The sequence below is a fragment of the Immundisolibacter sp. genome, assembly GCF_050250495.1.
Taxonomy (GTDB): domain Bacteria; phylum Pseudomonadota; class Gammaproteobacteria; order Immundisolibacterales; family Immundisolibacteraceae; genus Immundisolibacter.
Genome location: NZ_JBFWOM010000005.1, coordinates 132,088 through 146,663, shown reverse-complemented (window position 1 = coordinate 146,663; position 14,576 = coordinate 132,088). Strand labels below are relative to the sequence as shown.

Sequence of the window (14,576 nt, the reverse complement as noted above, 5' to 3'; positions counted from 1 at the left end):
AAACTGCCGGGCAATCATCAGGCGGCGCACAGGGTAACCGGCGCCCGCCGCAGCCTCACCGTCGGCCCTGCCCATGTTCAACAGCCTCACCGAACGCCTCGAAGCGACCGTGCGCCGCCTGCGCGGCCAGGCCTACCTCACCGACGACAACATCGCGGACGCGCTGCGCGAGGTGCGCATGGCGCTGCTGGAGGCCGACGTCGCGCTGCCGGTGGTGCGCGGCTTCATCGAGCAGGTGCGGCAGGACGCCATCGGGCGCGAGATCGGCAAGAGCCTCAACCCCGGCCAGTTGCTGGTCAAGCTGGTGCACGACCGGCTGGTCACGCTCATGGGCAGCGCCAACGCGGCGCTGAACCTCGCCGGCGCGCCGCCGGTGGTGATCCTGATGGCGGGCCTGCAGGGCTCGGGCAAGACCACCACCACGGCCAAGCTCGCCCGGTTGCTGCGCGAGCAGAAAAAATCCGTGCTGCTGGTGAGCGCCGACGTGTACCGCCCGGCCGCCATCGAGCAGTTGCGCGTGCTGGCGGGGCAGGTCGGCGCGCAGTTCCAGCCGAGTGAGGCTAGCCAGAAGCCGGTCGACATCGCCGCCGAAGCCGTGGCCGAGGCGCGCCGGCGCGCCATCGACGTGGTGATCGTCGACACCGCCGGGCGCCTGCATGTGGACGAGGCCATGATGGCCGAGATCAAGGCCATCCACGGCGCGGTGCGGCCGCTCGAAACGCTGTTCGTGGTCGATTCCATGACCGGCCAGGACGCCGTCAACACGGCCAAGGCCTTCCACGAGGCGCTGCCGCTGACCGGCGTCATCCTCACCAAGGCCGACGGCGACGCGCGCGGCGGCGCGGCGCTGTCCATCCGCGAGGTCACCGGCGCGCCGATCAAGTTCCTCGGCGTCGGCGAGAAGATCGGCGCGCTGGAACCGTTCCACCCCGAGCGCGTGGCGTCGCGCATCCTCGGCATGGGCGACGTGGTCAGCCTGGTCGAGGACGTGCAGCGCAACATCGACCGCGACCAGGCGGCGCGGCTCGAAGACAAGCTGCGCCGCGGCAAGGGCTTCGACTTCAACGATTTTCGCGATCAGCTCAAGATGGTGCAGGGCATGGGCGGCCTGGGCAGCCTGCTCGACAAGCTGCCCGGCATGAGCGGCATCAACCCCCAGGCGCGCGAGCAGCTCGCGAGCGGCAAGCAGCTCGGGCAGATCGAGGCCATCATCAACTCGATGACCGCCAAGGAGCGGCGCTTTCCCGATCTGATCAACGGCTCGCGCAAGCGGCGCATCGCCGCCGGCTCCGGCGTGCAGATTCAGGACGTGAACCGGCTGCTGAAGCAATTCGAGCAGAGCCAGAAGATGATGAAGAAACTCGGCAAGCCGGGCGGCATGAAAAAACTCATGCGCGGCATGGGCAACATGCGCGGTGGCTTTCCGGGGCGTTGAGAAGCAAAGCGCCGGATGAATCCCCTTCCTTGAGTTTGCGCTGACGCGCTCATAGAATTCGCGGTTCGCCGCTGCCGGCCGATCAGGGTCCGGCACTCCACAGCCAGCAGGAAAATCTTCATGGTGACCATTCGCCTTGCCCGTGGCGGGGCCAAGAAACGGCCGTTCTACCGCGTGGTCGTGACCGACAGCCGCAACCCGCGTGACGGCCGCTTCATCGAGCAGATCGGCTTTTTCAACCCGATCGCCACCAGCGCCGAGCAACCGACCAAGATCGATCTTGCGCGCGTCGACTACTGGCTGGGCGTCGGCGCCAAGGCCAGCGATCGCGTCGCGGCGCTGCTGAAGCAACTGCGCAAGGCCGAAGCTGCCGCCTGATCCGGACACCGCCGACACGGTCGTGCTGGGGCGGGTCGGTGCCCCGCACGGCGTGCGCGGCTGGTCGCAGTGCTGGTCCTTCACGGACCCGCCGGAGAACCTCCTGCGGCATCGCCGCTTCGAGGCGATGCGGCGCGGCCAGCGGCAGGTGCTGGAAATTGCCGACGGCCGGATGCAGGGCGAGCGCGTGCTGGTGCGCTTTGCGGGTGTGGACGATCGCGACGCCGCAGCGCGGCTGACGGGCTTCGAGCTCGCCGTGCCGCGCTCGGTGCTGGAAGCGGCGCCGGCCGGCAGCTGGTACTGGCACGACCTGATTGGTCTTGCCGTGGTGACCGCGGACGGTACGCCGCTCGGGCGGGTCGATCACCTCATCGAGACCGGTGTGCACGACGTACTGGTAGTGCAGGGCGAGCGCGAGCGGCTGATCCCGTTCGCACTGCCGCAGGTGGTGAAGAAGGTCGATCTCGACGCCGGCCGCATCGAGGTGGACTGGGACGCGGAGTACTGACGCCGGTGCGCATCGACGTCATCACGCTGTTCCCGGAGCTGGTGCAGGCGGTGGCGGGCAGCGGTGTGGTCGGGCGCGCGATCGGGCGCGGCATCGCGAGCCTGCACACGTGGCAGTTGCGTGATTTCGCCACCGACCGGCACCGCACGGTGGACGACGCGCCCTTCGGCGGCGGGCCGGGCATGGTGCTGAAGGCCGAGCCGGTGCTGGCGGCGATTGCCGCGGCGCGGGCGGCGGCGGACGGACCGGTGCGCGTGGCGTATCTGACGCCGCAGGGCCGGCGCTTCGACCAGGCGGCGGCCTGCGAGCTGGCCGGCCGCGAGCGCCTGCTGCTGCTGTGCGGGCGCTACGAGGGGCTCGACGAGCGGGTGCTGGAGCTCGCCGTGGACGAGGAGTGGTCGTGCGGCGACTACGTGCTCAGCGGCGGTGAGCTGCCGGCCATGATGATGATCGATGCCGTGGTGCGGCTGCTGCCGGACGCACTCGGCGATGCGCAGTCGGCGCAGCAGGATTCGTTCATGCACGGCCTGCTGGACCATCCGCACTACACCCGCCCGCAGGTGCTGGCGGGGCGGGCGGCGCCGCCGGTGCTGCTGGGCGGCGACCACGCGCGCATCGCGCGCTGGCGTTTGCAGCAGGCGCTGGCGCGCACCTGGCGGCGCCGGCCGGACCTGCTGGAGCGCATGGTTTTGACGGACGAGCAGCGGCGGCTGCTGGATGAATACCGGACCATGGCCGATACTGACGGCCACTGTCCGGCCTTGGACAATCAGGAGTGAGCACTATGAACATCATCGACCAGCTCAACGCCGAGCAGATGACGCAGACCGTGCCGGACTTTCGCGCCGGCGACACCGTGCTGGTGCAGGTGAAGGTCAAGGAAGGCAACCGCGAGCGCCTGCAGGCCTACGAGGGCGTGGTCATCGCCCGTCGCAACCGCGGCCTGCACTCGTCCTTCACGGTGCGCAAGATGTCGCACGGCGAGGGCGTGGAGCGCGTGTTCCAGACCTACAGCCCGCAGATCCAGAGCATCGAGGTCAAGCGCCGCGGCCGCGTGCACAAGGCCAAGCTGTACCACCTGCGCGGCCTGCAGGGTAAGGCGGCGCGCATCCGCGAGAAGCTCGCCGTGCGCACGCAGACCGCGGCGGCCGAATAAGGCAGCACCCGATGCGGCCGGCGACAATGCCAGCCGACTTCGTCGCCAGCATGTCGACGCCGCTCGGCATGCTGGGCCTGCGCAGCACGCTTGACGGCCTGCGCGAGGTCGGCTTCATAGCCGACGACGCACCGGCACGCGCGCCGACCGATCCGCTGCTGCTCGAAACCATGCTGCGGCTCGAAGCCTATTTCGCCGGCGCCACGGCCGATTTCTCGGACCTTCCGCTCGCGCCCGAGGGCACGGCGTTCCAGCACCGCGTGTGGGCGGCGCTGCGCGCCATCCCGCCTGGGCAGACGCGCCGCTACGGCGATCTCGCCGCCGAGCTTGGCACCGCGCCGCGGGCCATCGGTGGCGCCTGCCGCGCCAATCCATTGCTGCTGCTGGTGCCCTGCCACCGCGTGGTCGCCAGCACCGGTGATGGCGGTTTCATGGGTGCTGCCGAGGGCGCCTGGCCGCAGCGCAAGGGCCAGTTGCTGGCGCATGAGCGCAGCCACTTCGGCGCCTGAAAGCCTCTCGTCATCGCCATCTCGTGAGGGCAGACGCCGCCCGGCGGTCGATCCGCTCATCGAGCAATTCCTCGACAGCCTGTGGCTGGAGCGCGGCGCGAGCCGCCTGACGCTCGCCGCGTACCGCACCGACCTCACCGGCTTTGCCGGGCATCTCGCCGCGCGTGGCGTGGCGCTCGCCGCCGCCGGGCGGGCCGATCTGCTGGCGTATCTGGCCGCGCCCGAACAGGCGCGCCTCGCGCCGCGCTCACTCGCCCGGCGCCTGTCGGCCGTGCGCGGGTTTTATCGATACCTGGTGCGCGAAGGGCTGGCGCAGGAAGACCCGACCGCCCGCATTGACTCGCCACGCCTTGGCCGGCCGCTGCCCAAGACGCTCAGCGAAGCCGACGTCGAGCGCCTGCTGGCCGCGCCGGCCGGCGACGCGCCCGAGGCGCTGCGCGACGTTGCCATGCTGGAGCTGCTGTACGCGAGCGGGCTTCGGGTGAGCGAGCTGGTCGGCCTGCGTCTTCAGCAGGTGGATCTGAACCGCGGCGTGCTGGTGGTGCTCGGCAAGGGGTCGCGCGAGCGGCTGGTGCCGGTCGGTGAGGCCGCACTGGTCCGCATCGAGACGTACCTCGCCAAGGCCCGCGGCGCGTTGCTCGCCGGGCAGATCAGCGATGTACTGTTCGTGACCCGCCGCGGCGGCGGCATGACGCGCCAGGCCTTCTGGCACCGATTGCGCGCACACGCCCGCACGGCCGGCTTCGAGCGCCTGCCCTCGCCGCACACGCTGCGTCACGCGTTTGCCACGCACCTGCTGAATCATGGCGCCGATCTGCGCGCCGTGCAGATGCTGCTTGGCCACGCGGACCTGTCCACCACGCAGATTTACACCCACGTCGCCCGCGAGCGCCTGAAGGCCCTGCACGCCCGGCATCACCCGCGCGGTTGAGGAATCGCTGAATGAATCAACGCTTCCCTGAGCCTACAATCCGCGCTTTCCCTTCCCGGACCCTGTAATGAACCGCTTCTCGCTCGCCGCGCTGGCCGTTGCCCTGCTTGTCGCGGCGCCGGCCCGCGCCGAAATCCCGAAGCCCCTCGCGGACGTGCTGGCCAGGGTTTCGCCCGATGCGCCGCCCACGTCCGTGCAGCCGGCGGCGGTGGACGGCCTGTACGAGGTCATCTTCGGCAGCACGGTTTACTACTTCAGCGCCGACGGCAAACACATGCTGGGCGGCCCGCTGGTCGACGTGGCCAGCCGGCGCAACCTGTCCGCCGCTGCGCTCGAAAAGGTGGAGCGCGAACAGTTGCAGCCCAAGCGCCTGGCTTTCCTGCGCGAGCTGCGCGACGCCGACGCCATCGTGTTCCCGGCCAGCCAGGCCAAGCACCGCATCACCGTGTTCACCGACATCGACTGCGGCTACTGCCGCGAGCTGCATCGGCACATCGACCAGTACAACGCCGCCGGCATCACGGTGCGCTACGTGGCCTTCCCGCGCGCCGGCGAGGGCTCGGCGTCGTTCAAGAAGGCGGAGAACGTCTGGTGCGCCGCCGATCGCAAGGCGGCCATGACCACGGCCAAGGCCGGCAAGGACAACCCCGACAAGGTGTGCGACAACCCGGTGGCCGAACAGATGCACTCCGGCGAAGGCCTCGGCGTGTCCGGCACGCCAGCCATCCTGCTCGACGACGGTCGCCTGCTGCCGGGCTATGTGCCGCCGGACGAGCTCAAGCGCGTGCTCGACAAGCCGGCCGGCTGAGCGCGGGCGGTCAGCCGGTCCGGTAGGCGTCCTTCAGCTCGGCGTAATGCGCCGCCGAGTGGACGAAGAATTCCATCTCCTCAGGGCGCAGTTCGCGCACCGGCTTGGCCGGGCGGCCGGCCCACAGCCAGCCGCCGTGCAGCTCCTTGCCGGGTGACACGAGCGAGCCCGCCGCCAGCAGCACGCCGGCGCGCAGCACGGCGCCGTCCATCACCAGCGAGCCCATGCCGACCAGGCACCGGTCCTCGATGGTGCAGCCGTGCAGGATCACCTGGTGCCCGACCGTCACGTCGGCGCCGATGCTGAGCGGATCGCCGGCCGGCTTGTCGGGCGTTGGCTGGTTCACGTGCAGGATGGAGCCGTCCTGGATGTTGGTGCGCGCGCCGATGCGGATGCGGTTCACGTCGCCGCGCAGCACCGAGCACGGCCACACGGACACGTCCTCGTCGAGCTCCACCTGGCCGATCACGACGGCCGCCTCGTCAACCCAGGCGCGCGCCCCCAGCCGCGGCGCGTGGCCGCCAAAACTGCGAAGACCCATCGTTACCTCATCAGGACCAGCTCTTCGCTGGCGGTCGGGTGGATGGCGACGGTGTCGTCGAGGTCGCGCTTGCGCGCGCCGAGCTTGACCGCCACCGCGAAGCCCTGCGTCATCTCGTCCGCGCCGCGGCCGACCACGTGCACGCCGACGACGCGCTCGTCCACGCCCACGCACACCAGCTTGGCGACGGTCTGCGGCTTGTGGCTGCCGAGCGCGTAGTACATGTCGGTAAAGCGCGTGGTGTAGACGCGGACCGCGTCGCCGTGCCGCTCGCGCGCCTGGGCTTCCGTGAGGCCCACCGTGCCGACCGGCGGGTGGGCGAACACCACCGACGGGATGTCGTCGTAATTCAGGTGCCGTTCGGACTGCCCATCGAACAGCCGATCCGCCAGGCGCCTGCCGGCGGCAATGGCTACCGGCGTCAGCGGCGCGCGGCCGGTGATGTCGCCGACGGCGTGGATGCCGGGCACGTTGGTGTCCTGGAACGCATCGACCGGGATGTGGCCCACGGCGTCGGTCTCGACGCCGGTCGTCTCAAGGCCAAGCTGGTCGCTGCACGGCCGGCGGCCGACGGCCCAGATCACGCAGTCGAAGCCGCTGGCCGCGCGCCCATCCGCGGCGCGCACGGTAATGCCGTCCGCGCGCCGTTCGAGCCCGGCCGGCACGAAGCCGCGTTCGAGCGCGATGCGGGCGCCCTCCAGGTGCCCGGTGACGGCCTCCTGCACCAGCGCATCGAAGCTGCGCAGCACCGTCTGGCCGCGGATGGCGAGCGTGACCGTGCTGCCGAGCGCGCGCAGCACGCCGGCCAGTTCCACCGCGATGTAGCCGGCGCCGATCACCGCTACGCGCCGCGGCTGCGCGGCGAGTGCAAAAAAGCCGTCGCTGTCGATGCCAAGCTCGGCGCCTGGCAGGTTCGGTACGTCCGGCCGGCCGCCGGCGGCGATCAGGATGTGCCGGGCGCGGTAGGTAGCGCCGTCCACGGTCACGGCGTCGGGCGCCACGAACCGGGCGTGGCCGCGCAGCAGCGTGACGCCGGACTCATCCAGCATGCGGCCGTAGATGCCGTTCAGGCGCTCGATGTAGGCGTGGCGCGCCTGCACCAGCCGCAGCCAATCGAAGCGCACCTCGCCCAGGTCAAAGCCGTACCCGGCGGCATGGTGCAGGGACTCGGCGATGCCGGCGGCGTTCCACATCACCTTCTTCGGCACGCAGCCGACGTTCACGCAGGTGCCGCCCAGGCGCGCGGCTTCCACCACGGCCACGCGGGCGCCGTACTGCGCCGCCCGCCGGGCCGACGCGATGCCGCCGCTGCCGCCGCCGATGACGAGGTAATCGAAGCGCTCGCTCACCAGACCACTCCGGGTGCGCCGACCAGCGTCGGCAGCAGATCACGACAATAGCCGGCCGCCGCCAGCAGGCGGCTGCCGGGCCAGCAGAACATCTCGCCGTCCACCGACACGATGCGCGCCTGTGGCACGGCGGCGGCGAGTTCCGCGCCGTGCGCGCGCTTGAACGGGTAGGGCTCGGACGACAGCAGGATCAGCTCCGGCGCCGCGGCGGCGAGCTCGGCCAGCGTCAGTTCCGGATAGCGCGAGCGTGCCTCGAACACGTTGGCGAGACCCAGGCGCTGCATGATGTCGCCAATGAAGGTGCCGCCACCCGCCGCCATCCACGGCTCGCGCCAGATGAGATAAGCGCAGCGCCGGCCGTCGAGCTTTGGCAGGCCGGCGAACGCGCTTTCGATGTCGGCCGCGATGCGCGCGGCGCGGGCCTCGGCGCCGAGCGCGAAGCCGACCGCGCGCGTCATGGCGAGCGACTGCGGCAGGCTGTTGACGTCGGTGACATAAACCGGCGCGAACTGGCCGATCGCCGCGATGTCCTCGGTGCGGTTCTCCTCGCGGTTGGCGAGCACGAAATCCGGTTTGAGTGCGCGGATGCGGGCAAGATCCGGCGTCTTGGTGCCGCCGACCGAGCGCCGGCCGTCGCGCGCGCCCTCCGGGTGCACGCAGAACTTCGTCAGGCCCACCACCTGCTCGCCGAGTCCGAGATCGAACAACAATTCGGTCTGCGAGGGCACCAGCGAGACGATGCGCTGCGGGGGCGCGTCGAGCAGCAGCTCGTTGCCGAGCGCGTCGCGCACGCGGCGCGGCCAGGGGCGCGGCGCGTGGTCCGCGAGGCGCCGCGCGGCCTGCAAGAGAATGCCGAGCCGCTGCCCACCGTCCGCCACCGGCCAGGCGGCGATGTCGTCGAGCTGTCGCCCGCAGCCGGAGCAGGCGTCGGCCGCCACCTCGCAGGCGCCGATGCAGGCGCTGCTCACCTCATGCGGCGTCATCAAGCTGCTCCAGCACGGTCAGAAATTCTCCAAGGATCATGCCCGTGGCACCCCAGACGCGCGTGCCGGGCAGGGCGAAATACGGCACCCGCACGCGCCCGAACGACTCGAAGCGCACCACTTCCATGCCGCGAAAGCGGCCGTCGCGCAGCCGCGCCAGCGCCACCTCAATGACCTCCGCCACCTCGCGCTCGCAGGGCTGGAAGGCGGGCCGCAACGCGGTGGTGGCGACGAACGGATAGACGAGGTGATTGCTGGCGCGGACGTAAATCGGCGACAGCGCGCCCAGCACGGCAAGCGACGCCGGGTCGACGCCGAGTTCTTCGTGTGTCTCGCGCAGCGCTGTTTGCAGCAAGGTCTCGTCGCCCTCGCGCCGGCCGCCGGGCAGCGCCACCTGGCCGCTGTGCGGCCCGCTGTAGTCCGGCCGTCGCATGAGCACGAGCTGGTACTGGCCCGCCGCGTCGGGGTACACCAGCAGCAGCACCGCCGCTTCCCGATGCTGCTCGGGTATCGCCTCCCAGCGGCCGTCCATGCTGCCGCGGTAGGGCGTGGGCGCCATGCGCGCCTGGCCGGCGCGTCCCGGCAGCGGGCAGGCGAGGGCCGACTGCAACCGTTCCGGCAGTCGATCCGGGGCGTGGGGGGTACGGCTGATCATGGGCGGGATAGGCGGCGAATCCGCAACTTATGCGCGCTGGAGGCAGCGCTGTCAATGCGTTCTTGAGGGCATTGCCGGCCCCAAAATCGCGGCGTAGATTGCCAGACGAGCGCCCCGACCGGGTGACTCACGAGATGTCACTTCAAGGAGAAATCCATGCGTCTACCGCTGCAGATCACCGCCCGCGACATCGAACTGACCGAGGCCATCGACACGGCCGTGCGCAAGAAGGCCGAGAAGCTCGACCAGTTCAGCGACCGCATCATGGCCTGCCGGGTGGTCATCGAATGCCCGCACAAGCATCAGCACAAGGGCGTGCTGTACAACGTGCACATTGATCTGACCGTGCCGGGCGCGGAACTGGTGGTCAAGCGCGAGCCGAACGAGGACCTGTACGTCGCGCTGCGCGACGCCTTCGACGCCGCCGCCCGCCAGCTGCGCGACCACATGGACCGCCAACAGGACCACCACGGCCGCAACGGCACCGCTGCGGCCTGAAGTCGCCTCACCCGCCGCGCAAGGCGGCGATCACCGGCGCTGTGGCGGGGCGTACGCCTCGCCACAGCCAGAACGCTTCCGCCGCCTGCTCCACCAGCATGCCGAGCCCGTCGTGGCAGGCTGTGATTCCGGCTTGGCGGGCGAGCGTCAGAAACGGCGCGGCCGGTGGGCCGTAGACGAGGTCATAGGCCACTGCACGCGGCCCGAACACGCCGACCGGCACGGCCGGTGCCTGCCCCCCAAGCCCGGCCGCGGTGGCGTTCAGCACCACATCGAAACCCTCGCCGGGCGCCGTGAGTTCTGCCGTGTGAATTTCCCCCTGACCTGCGAAGCGCGCGGCGAGTGCCTGCGCGCGTGGCGCCGTGCGGTTGGCGATCACGAGCTCGGCCACGCCCGCCGCGAGCAGCGGTCCGATCACGCCCGCCGCCGCGCCGCCGGCGCCAAGCAGCAGCACGCGCCGGCCGCGCAGCGGCACGCCGAGGTTCTGCGTCAGATCGCGCAGCAATCCGATGCCGTCGGTGTTGAAGCCGGCCAGGCGCCCGTCCGGTTCGACGCGCAGCGTGTTGACGGCCTGTGCCTGGGCGGCCAGGTCGTCGCAGCGGTCCGCCAGACGAAACGCCTGTTCCTTGAACGGCACGGTCACGTTGCCGCCGCGCCCGCCGGCCGCGATGAAGGCGCGCAGCGTCGCTTCGAAGCCGTCGAGCGGCGCCTCGATCGCTTCGTAGCTCAGCGCCTGCCCGGTCTGGGCGGCGAAGGCGGCGTGAATCCGCGGCGATTGGCTGTGCCGGACCGGGTGGCCGAACACGGCGTAGCGGTCCATGTCAGCCCTGCAGGTAACGGGCGGCGTCGAGCGCGAAGTAGGTGAGGATGCCGTCGGCGCCGGCGCGCCGGCAGGCGAGCAGCGTCTCCAGCACCACGGCGCGCTCGTCGAGCCAGCCGTTCTGGGCGGCGGCCTTCAGCATGGCGTACTCGCCGCTCACCTGATAGACGAAGGTCGGCACCGCGAAGCGCTCTTTCACCCGCTGCACGATGTCGAGGTACGGCAGGCCGGGCTTGATCATCACCATGTCGGCGCCTTCGGCCAGATCAAGCGCCACCTCGTGCAGCGCCTCGTCGGCGTTGCCGCAGTCCATCTGGTAGCTGTGCTTGCCGGCGCCGCCGAGGCTGGCAGCCGAGCCCACCGCGTCGCGAAACGGTCCGTAGAAGGCCGAGGCGTACTTGGCCGAGTAGGCGAGGATGGCGGTGTTGACGAGACCCTCGCGTTCGAGCGCCTTGCGCAGCGCGCCGACGCGCCCGTCCATCATGTCCGACGGCGCCACCACGTCGGCGCCGGCGCGTGCCTGGCAGATGGCCTGGCGCACCAGCGCGGACACGGTGGCGTCGTTCAGGACGTAGCCGCTCGTGTCGAGCAGGCCGTCCTGGCCGTGCGAGGTGTAGGGGTCGAGTGCCACGTCGGTGATGACGCCAAGCTGCGGCAGGGCGGACTTGAGCGCCTGCACCGCGCGCGGCACGAGGCCGTCGGCGTTCCAGGCTTCCGCCGCGGTTTCGGATTTCAGACCCGCCTCGATGACCGGGAACAGCGCCAGCGCCGGGATGCCGAGCGCCGCCGCCTCGCGCGCGTGCTGGACCAGCAGATCGACCGACAGCCGCTCGACGCCCGGCATGGAGGCGACCGGCTCGCGGCGGCCGGCGCCGTCCAGTACGAACACGGGGTAGATGAAATCGCCGGGCGTGAGCGTGGTCTCGCGCACCAGCTCGCGCAGAAAGCCGTGCCGGCGCAAGCGACGCAGGCGGCTGCCCGGAAAGCTGCGCTCGGTCATGGCCGGTCAGCCGAGCCGGTCGGCGATGCCGCGCAGCGCGGCGAAGATGGCGCCCACCGGCTGCTCGCCCGGAACGCTGTGCAGCAGGCCGTGGCCTCGGTAGTAGTCCACCAGCGGCGCCGTCTCGGCCTCGTAGGTGGCCAGGCGCTGTGCCACGGTGGCCTCGTTGTCGTCGCTGCGCTGGTAGGTCTCGCCGCCGCAGACATCGCACACGCCGTCCTGTTTCGAGGGCGCGGTGTATACGTTGTAGATGGCGCCACAGTCGCGGCAGGTGCGCCGGCCGGCGATGCGGCGCTTGAGCTCCTCGGCGCTCACATCGATCAGGATCGCCGCCTGCAGCGGCAGGTCGATGCGCTCCAGTAGGGCGCCCAGCGCCTGCGCCTGCGCGAGGTTGCGCGGGAAGCCGTCCAGGATGAAATCGCGCAGGCCCTGCGGCCCGTCAAGGCGCTCTTCGATGAGGCCGAGCACGATGTCGTCCGACACCAGCTTGCCGGCGTCCATGGCCGCCTTTGCCCGCTGGCCGATGGGGCTGCCGGCCTTCACCGCGGCGCGCAGCAGGTCACCGGTGGACAACTGGGTGACGCCGTAGGTCTGCACCAGTTGCTTGGCCTGGGTGCCCTTGCCGGAACCGGGGGCGCCGAGCATGACGACTCGCATGAATGGGAAATCCTTGGCTGGGGAATCGGCCAATTATAAGGAGGGGCCGCAGCGGGCGGCGGCTGGTCACGGTGCTAGTCCCGCCAACCGGCGGGTCAACTGAACGTTCGCGTATACTCCGCGCCGCTTTTTGACGAGGAGGGCGTGGCCCGCTGCTGGTCACGCCGGACACCGACCGCTCAAGCCGGAACATCGCGGCCGGCAGCCTGCAACCGGGAGGGATTGCATGTCGATTGATCTTGCTCTGTGGCTCGCCATTGGCGCGGGCGTGCTGGCCATCGTGTATGGCCTGGCGGCCGTGCGCTGGATCGTGGCGCAGCCGGCCGGCAACGCGCGCATGGAGGAAATCGCCGCTGCCATCCAGGCCGGCGCGCAGGCGTACCTGAGCCGTCAGTACACCACCATCGGCATCGTCGGCGTGGTGCTGTTCGTGGTGCTGGGCATGGCGCTTGATTGGGCCACGGCGGGTGGTTTTGCGGTCGGCGCCATCCTGTCGGGTCTGGCCGGCTTCATCGGCATGAACGTGTCGGTGCGCTCGAACGTGCGCACGGCGCACGCGGCGAGCCTGGGCCTGAACCCTGCCCTGCAGGTGGCCTTCCGCGGCGGCGCGGTGACCGGCATGCTGGTGGTGGGCCTGGGTCTGCTGGGGGTGGCGGGCTACTACCTCGCCATGCTGCAGGTGACTGACGCCAACCACGCGCTGCATTCACTGGTGGGGCTGGCGTTTGGCGGCTCGCTGATTTCGATCTTCGCGCGCCTGGGCGGCGGCATCTTCACCAAGGGCGCGGATGTTGGCGCTGATCTTGTCGGCAAGGTCGAGGCCGGCATTCCCGAGGACGACCCGCGCAACCCCGCGGTGATCGCCGACAACGTGGGCGATAACGTCGGCGACTGCGCCGGCATGGCGGCGGACCTGTTCGAGACCTACGCCGTGACGGTGGTCGCCACCATGCTGCTGGCGGGCCTGACCATGCAGTCGCTCGGCGTGAACGCGGTGCTGTACCCGCTGCTGCTGGGCGCGGTGTCGATCGTCGCGTCGGTGGTCGGCACCTTCTTCGTGAAGACCAGCGAGGGCGGCAAGATCATGTCCGCGCTGTACCGCGGCGTGCTCGTGTCCGGCGTCATCGCCGCCGCGGCCTTCTACCCGATCTCGACCGCGCTGCTCGGCGCGCAGGCCATGCCGCTGTATTACTGCGCGCTGATCGGTCTTGCGCTCACGGCGGCCATGATCGTGATTACCGAGTACTACACCGCCACCGAGTACGCGCCGGTGCGGCACATCGCCGAGGCCTCGCAGACCGGCCACGGCACCAACGTGATCGCGGGTCTTGCGGTGTCCATGAAGTCGACCGCGCTGCCGGTGCTGGCGGTATGCGCCGCCATCTGGGGCGCGTTCGAATTCGGCGGGCTGTACGGCATCGCCATCGCGGCCACCGCCATGCTGTCCATGACCGGCATGATCGTGGCGCTCGACGCCTACGGGCCGATCACCGACAACGGCGGCGGCATCGCCGAGATGTCCGGCCTGCCGGGCGGCGTGCGCACCATCACCGACGCGCTCGACGCCGTCGGCAACACCACCAAGGCGGTGACCAAGGGCTACGCCATCGGCTCGGCGGGGCTGGCGGCGCTGGTGCTGTTCGCCGACTACACGTACAACCTCGACGCCCTCGGCAAGCTGCAGGTGTTCAGCCTGTCCGACCCGGCGGTGATCATTGGTCTGTTCATCGGCGGCATGGTGCCGTACCTGTTCGGCGCCATGGCCATGGAAGCGGTCGGCCGCGCGGCGGGCTCGGTGGTGGTGGAAGTGCGCCGCCAGTTCAAGGAGATCCCCGGCATCATGGAGGGCACCGCCAAGCCGGACTACTCCAGGGCGGTCGACATGCTGACGCGTGCGGCCATCAAGGAAATGATCGTGCCCTCGCTGCTGCCGATCCTGGTGCCGGTGGTGATCGGCTTCGGCATGAACGCGCTGATGGGTCCGGGCGCCGGCATCAAGGCGCTGGGCGGCCTGCTGATTGGCACCATCGTGACGGGCCTGTTCGTGGCCATCTCGATGTGCACCGGCGGCGGCGCCTGGGACAACGCCAAGAAGTACGTGGAAGAAGGCCACTTCGGCGGCAAGGGTTCGGAAACCCACAAGGCCGCCGTCACCGGCGACACCGTGGGTGACCCCTACAAGGACACCGCCGGCCCGGCCATCAACCCGCTGATCAAGATCATCAACATCGTCGCCCTGCTGCTGGTGCCGCTGCTGTAACGCGGCGCCCGCTCGGACGACTCAGTCGAAGCCCTCCCCGGCGCAGGCCGGGGAGGGCTTTTTTTGTGGCCGGGGCATCGGTCACTTG

General features: G+C 70.4%; 17 protein-coding genes. 10 read left to right on the top strand and 7 right to left on the bottom strand.

The genetic code is table 11. The annotated features are described in order from the left end of the window. Positions 1-73: 73 nt before the first annotated feature. From ffh to AB7F93_RS05910, 8 genes are all read left to right on the top strand, one after another. Entirely contained in the window at positions 74-1,435 is a 1,362-nt protein-coding gene (gene ffh / locus AB7F93_RS05945; protein WP_428301967.1) for a signal recognition particle protein, read from the top strand. A 120-nt stretch (positions 1,436-1,555) separates the two neighbouring features. Further along, positions 1,556-1,813, top strand: a complete 258-nt coding sequence (gene rpsP / locus AB7F93_RS05940; RefSeq protein ID WP_428301966.1) for a 30S ribosomal protein S16 — start codon at positions 1,556-1,558, stop codon at positions 1,811-1,813. Between the two features lie 22 nt (positions 1,814-1,835). Further along, entirely contained in the window at positions 1,836-2,321 is a 486-nt protein-coding gene (gene rimM / locus AB7F93_RS05935) for a ribosome maturation factor RimM (RefSeq protein ID WP_428301965.1), read from the top strand. Between the two features lie 5 nt (positions 2,322-2,326). Continuing rightward, entirely contained in the window at positions 2,327-3,100 is a 774-nt protein-coding gene (gene trmD / locus AB7F93_RS05930; protein ID WP_428301964.1) for a tRNA (guanosine(37)-N1)-methyltransferase TrmD, read from the top strand. 5 nt (positions 3,101-3,105) lie between these two features. Continuing rightward, positions 3,106-3,477, top strand: coding sequence for a 50S ribosomal protein L19 (gene rplS / locus AB7F93_RS05925; protein WP_428301963.1), 372 nt, complete (start codon positions 3,106-3,108; stop codon positions 3,475-3,477). A 50-nt stretch (positions 3,478-3,527) separates the two neighbouring features. Next, positions 3,528-3,986: a methylated-DNA--[protein]-cysteine S-methyltransferase gene (locus tag AB7F93_RS05920; RefSeq protein WP_428301962.1), complete on the top strand. Its 459-nt coding sequence runs from the start codon at positions 3,528-3,530 to the stop codon at positions 3,984-3,986. Continuing rightward, the gene (xerD, locus tag AB7F93_RS05915) at positions 3,961-4,917 is read left to right on the top strand and encodes a site-specific tyrosine recombinase XerD (RefSeq protein WP_428301961.1); all 957 of its coding nucleotides are present in this window, start codon (positions 3,961-3,963) and stop codon (positions 4,915-4,917) included. The genes AB7F93_RS05920 and xerD overlap by 26 nt, the downstream gene beginning before the upstream one ends. A gap of 67 nt (positions 4,918-4,984) precedes the next feature. Then, positions 4,985-5,725 (top strand): DsbC family protein, encoded by a 741-nt coding sequence (locus tag AB7F93_RS05910; protein ID WP_428301960.1) that lies wholly within the window; start codon positions 4,985-4,987, stop codon positions 5,723-5,725. A gap of 10 nt (positions 5,726-5,735) precedes the next feature. Here the strand turns inward: AB7F93_RS05910 and AB7F93_RS05905 are convergent, their stop codons facing one another. The 4 genes from AB7F93_RS05905 to AB7F93_RS05890 are packed head-to-tail and all read right to left on the bottom strand — an operon-like array spanning position 5,736 to position 9,253. After that, positions 5,736-6,266 carry a gamma carbonic anhydrase family protein gene (locus tag AB7F93_RS05905; protein ID WP_428301959.1) on the bottom strand — a complete coding sequence of 177 codons (531 nt, stop codon included), beginning with the start codon at positions 6,264-6,266 and terminating at the stop codon, positions 5,736-5,738. Positions 6,267-6,268: 2 nt separating this feature from the next. Continuing rightward, positions 6,269-7,615, bottom strand: coding sequence for a glutathione-disulfide reductase (gene gorA / locus AB7F93_RS05900; RefSeq protein ID WP_428301958.1), 1,347 nt, complete (start codon positions 7,613-7,615; stop codon positions 6,269-6,271). Then, entirely contained in the window at positions 7,612-8,598 is a 987-nt protein-coding gene (locus AB7F93_RS05895) for a helical backbone metal receptor (protein WP_428301957.1), read from the bottom strand. The genes gorA and AB7F93_RS05895 overlap by 4 nt, the downstream gene beginning before the upstream one ends. Further along, positions 8,585-9,253, bottom strand: a complete 669-nt coding sequence (locus AB7F93_RS05890; RefSeq protein ID WP_428301956.1) for an NUDIX hydrolase — start codon at positions 9,251-9,253, stop codon at positions 8,585-8,587. Before AB7F93_RS05890 ends, AB7F93_RS05895 begins: the two co-directional genes overlap by 14 nt. 156 nt (positions 9,254-9,409) lie before the next feature. On the opposite strand from AB7F93_RS05890, the gene hpf reads away from it, so the two are divergent. Further along, on the top strand, positions 9,410-9,751 hold the full coding sequence (hpf, locus tag AB7F93_RS05885) for a ribosome hibernation-promoting factor, HPF/YfiA family (RefSeq protein ID WP_428301955.1): 342 nt from the start codon (positions 9,410-9,412) through the stop codon (positions 9,749-9,751). A 7-nt stretch (positions 9,752-9,758) separates the two neighbouring features. Here hpf and aroE read toward each other — a convergent pair whose 3' ends face one another. From aroE to AB7F93_RS05870, 3 genes are read right to left on the bottom strand one after another with little or no spacing between them, the layout of a single operon-like run. Then, complete coding sequence (gene aroE / locus AB7F93_RS05880) at positions 9,759-10,571, bottom strand: shikimate dehydrogenase (protein WP_428301954.1); 813 nt, start codon at positions 10,569-10,571, stop codon at positions 9,759-9,761. A 1-nt stretch (position 10,572) separates the two neighbouring features. Continuing rightward, positions 10,573-11,571 (bottom strand): porphobilinogen synthase, encoded by a 999-nt coding sequence (gene hemB / locus AB7F93_RS05875; RefSeq protein WP_428301953.1) that lies wholly within the window; start codon positions 11,569-11,571, stop codon positions 10,573-10,575. Positions 11,572-11,577: 6 nt separating this feature from the next. Next, entirely contained in the window at positions 11,578-12,228 is a 651-nt protein-coding gene (locus AB7F93_RS05870) for an adenylate kinase (RefSeq protein WP_428301952.1), read from the bottom strand. Positions 12,229-12,454: 226 nt separating this feature from the next. Between AB7F93_RS05870 and AB7F93_RS05865 the strand changes: the two genes are divergently transcribed. Next, positions 12,455-14,488 carry a sodium-translocating pyrophosphatase gene (locus AB7F93_RS05865; RefSeq protein WP_428301951.1) on the top strand — a complete coding sequence of 678 codons (2,034 nt, stop codon included), beginning with the start codon at positions 12,455-12,457 and terminating at the stop codon, positions 14,486-14,488. Positions 14,489-14,576 lie beyond the last annotated feature (88 nt).

What these genes read in the sequence shown, in the direction of transcription:
- AB7F93_RS05895 (WP_428301957.1), bottom strand. Translation starts at nt 8,598, where the DNA reads ATGACGCCGCATGAGGTGAGCAGCGCCTGCATCGGCGCCTGCGAGGTG.
- AB7F93_RS05905 (WP_428301959.1), bottom strand. Translation starts at nt 6,266, where the DNA reads ATGGGTCTTCGCAGTTTTGGCGGCCACGCGCCGCGGCTGGGGGCGCGC.
- rpsP (WP_428301966.1), top strand. Translation starts at nt 1,556, where the DNA reads ATGGTGACCATTCGCCTTGCCCGTGGCGGGGCCAAGAAACGGCCGTTC.
- AB7F93_RS05870 (WP_428301952.1), bottom strand. Translation starts at nt 12,228, where the DNA reads ATGCGAGTCGTCATGCTCGGCGCCCCCGGTTCCGGCAAGGGCACCCAG.
- AB7F93_RS05890 (WP_428301956.1), bottom strand. Translation starts at nt 9,253, where the DNA reads ATGATCAGCCGTACCCCCCACGCCCCGGATCGACTGCCGGAACGGTTG.
- AB7F93_RS05910 (WP_428301960.1), top strand. Translation starts at nt 4,985, where the DNA reads ATGAACCGCTTCTCGCTCGCCGCGCTGGCCGTTGCCCTGCTTGTCGCG.
- hemB (WP_428301953.1), bottom strand. Translation starts at nt 11,571, where the DNA reads ATGACCGAGCGCAGCTTTCCGGGCAGCCGCCTGCGTCGCTTGCGCCGG.
- hpf (WP_428301955.1), top strand. Translation starts at nt 9,410, where the DNA reads ATGCGTCTACCGCTGCAGATCACCGCCCGCGACATCGAACTGACCGAG.
- xerD (WP_428301961.1), top strand. Translation starts at nt 3,961, where the DNA reads ATGAGCGCAGCCACTTCGGCGCCTGAAAGCCTCTCGTCATCGCCATCT.
- rplS (WP_428301963.1), top strand. Translation starts at nt 3,106, where the DNA reads ATGAACATCATCGACCAGCTCAACGCCGAGCAGATGACGCAGACCGTG.
- ffh (WP_428301967.1), top strand. Translation starts at nt 74, where the DNA reads ATGTTCAACAGCCTCACCGAACGCCTCGAAGCGACCGTGCGCCGCCTG.
- aroE (WP_428301954.1), bottom strand. Translation starts at nt 10,571, where the DNA reads ATGGACCGCTACGCCGTGTTCGGCCACCCGGTCCGGCACAGCCAATCG.
- AB7F93_RS05865 (WP_428301951.1), top strand. Translation starts at nt 12,455, where the DNA reads ATGTCGATTGATCTTGCTCTGTGGCTCGCCATTGGCGCGGGCGTGCTG.
- AB7F93_RS05920 (WP_428301962.1), top strand. Translation starts at nt 3,528, where the DNA reads ATGTCGACGCCGCTCGGCATGCTGGGCCTGCGCAGCACGCTTGACGGC.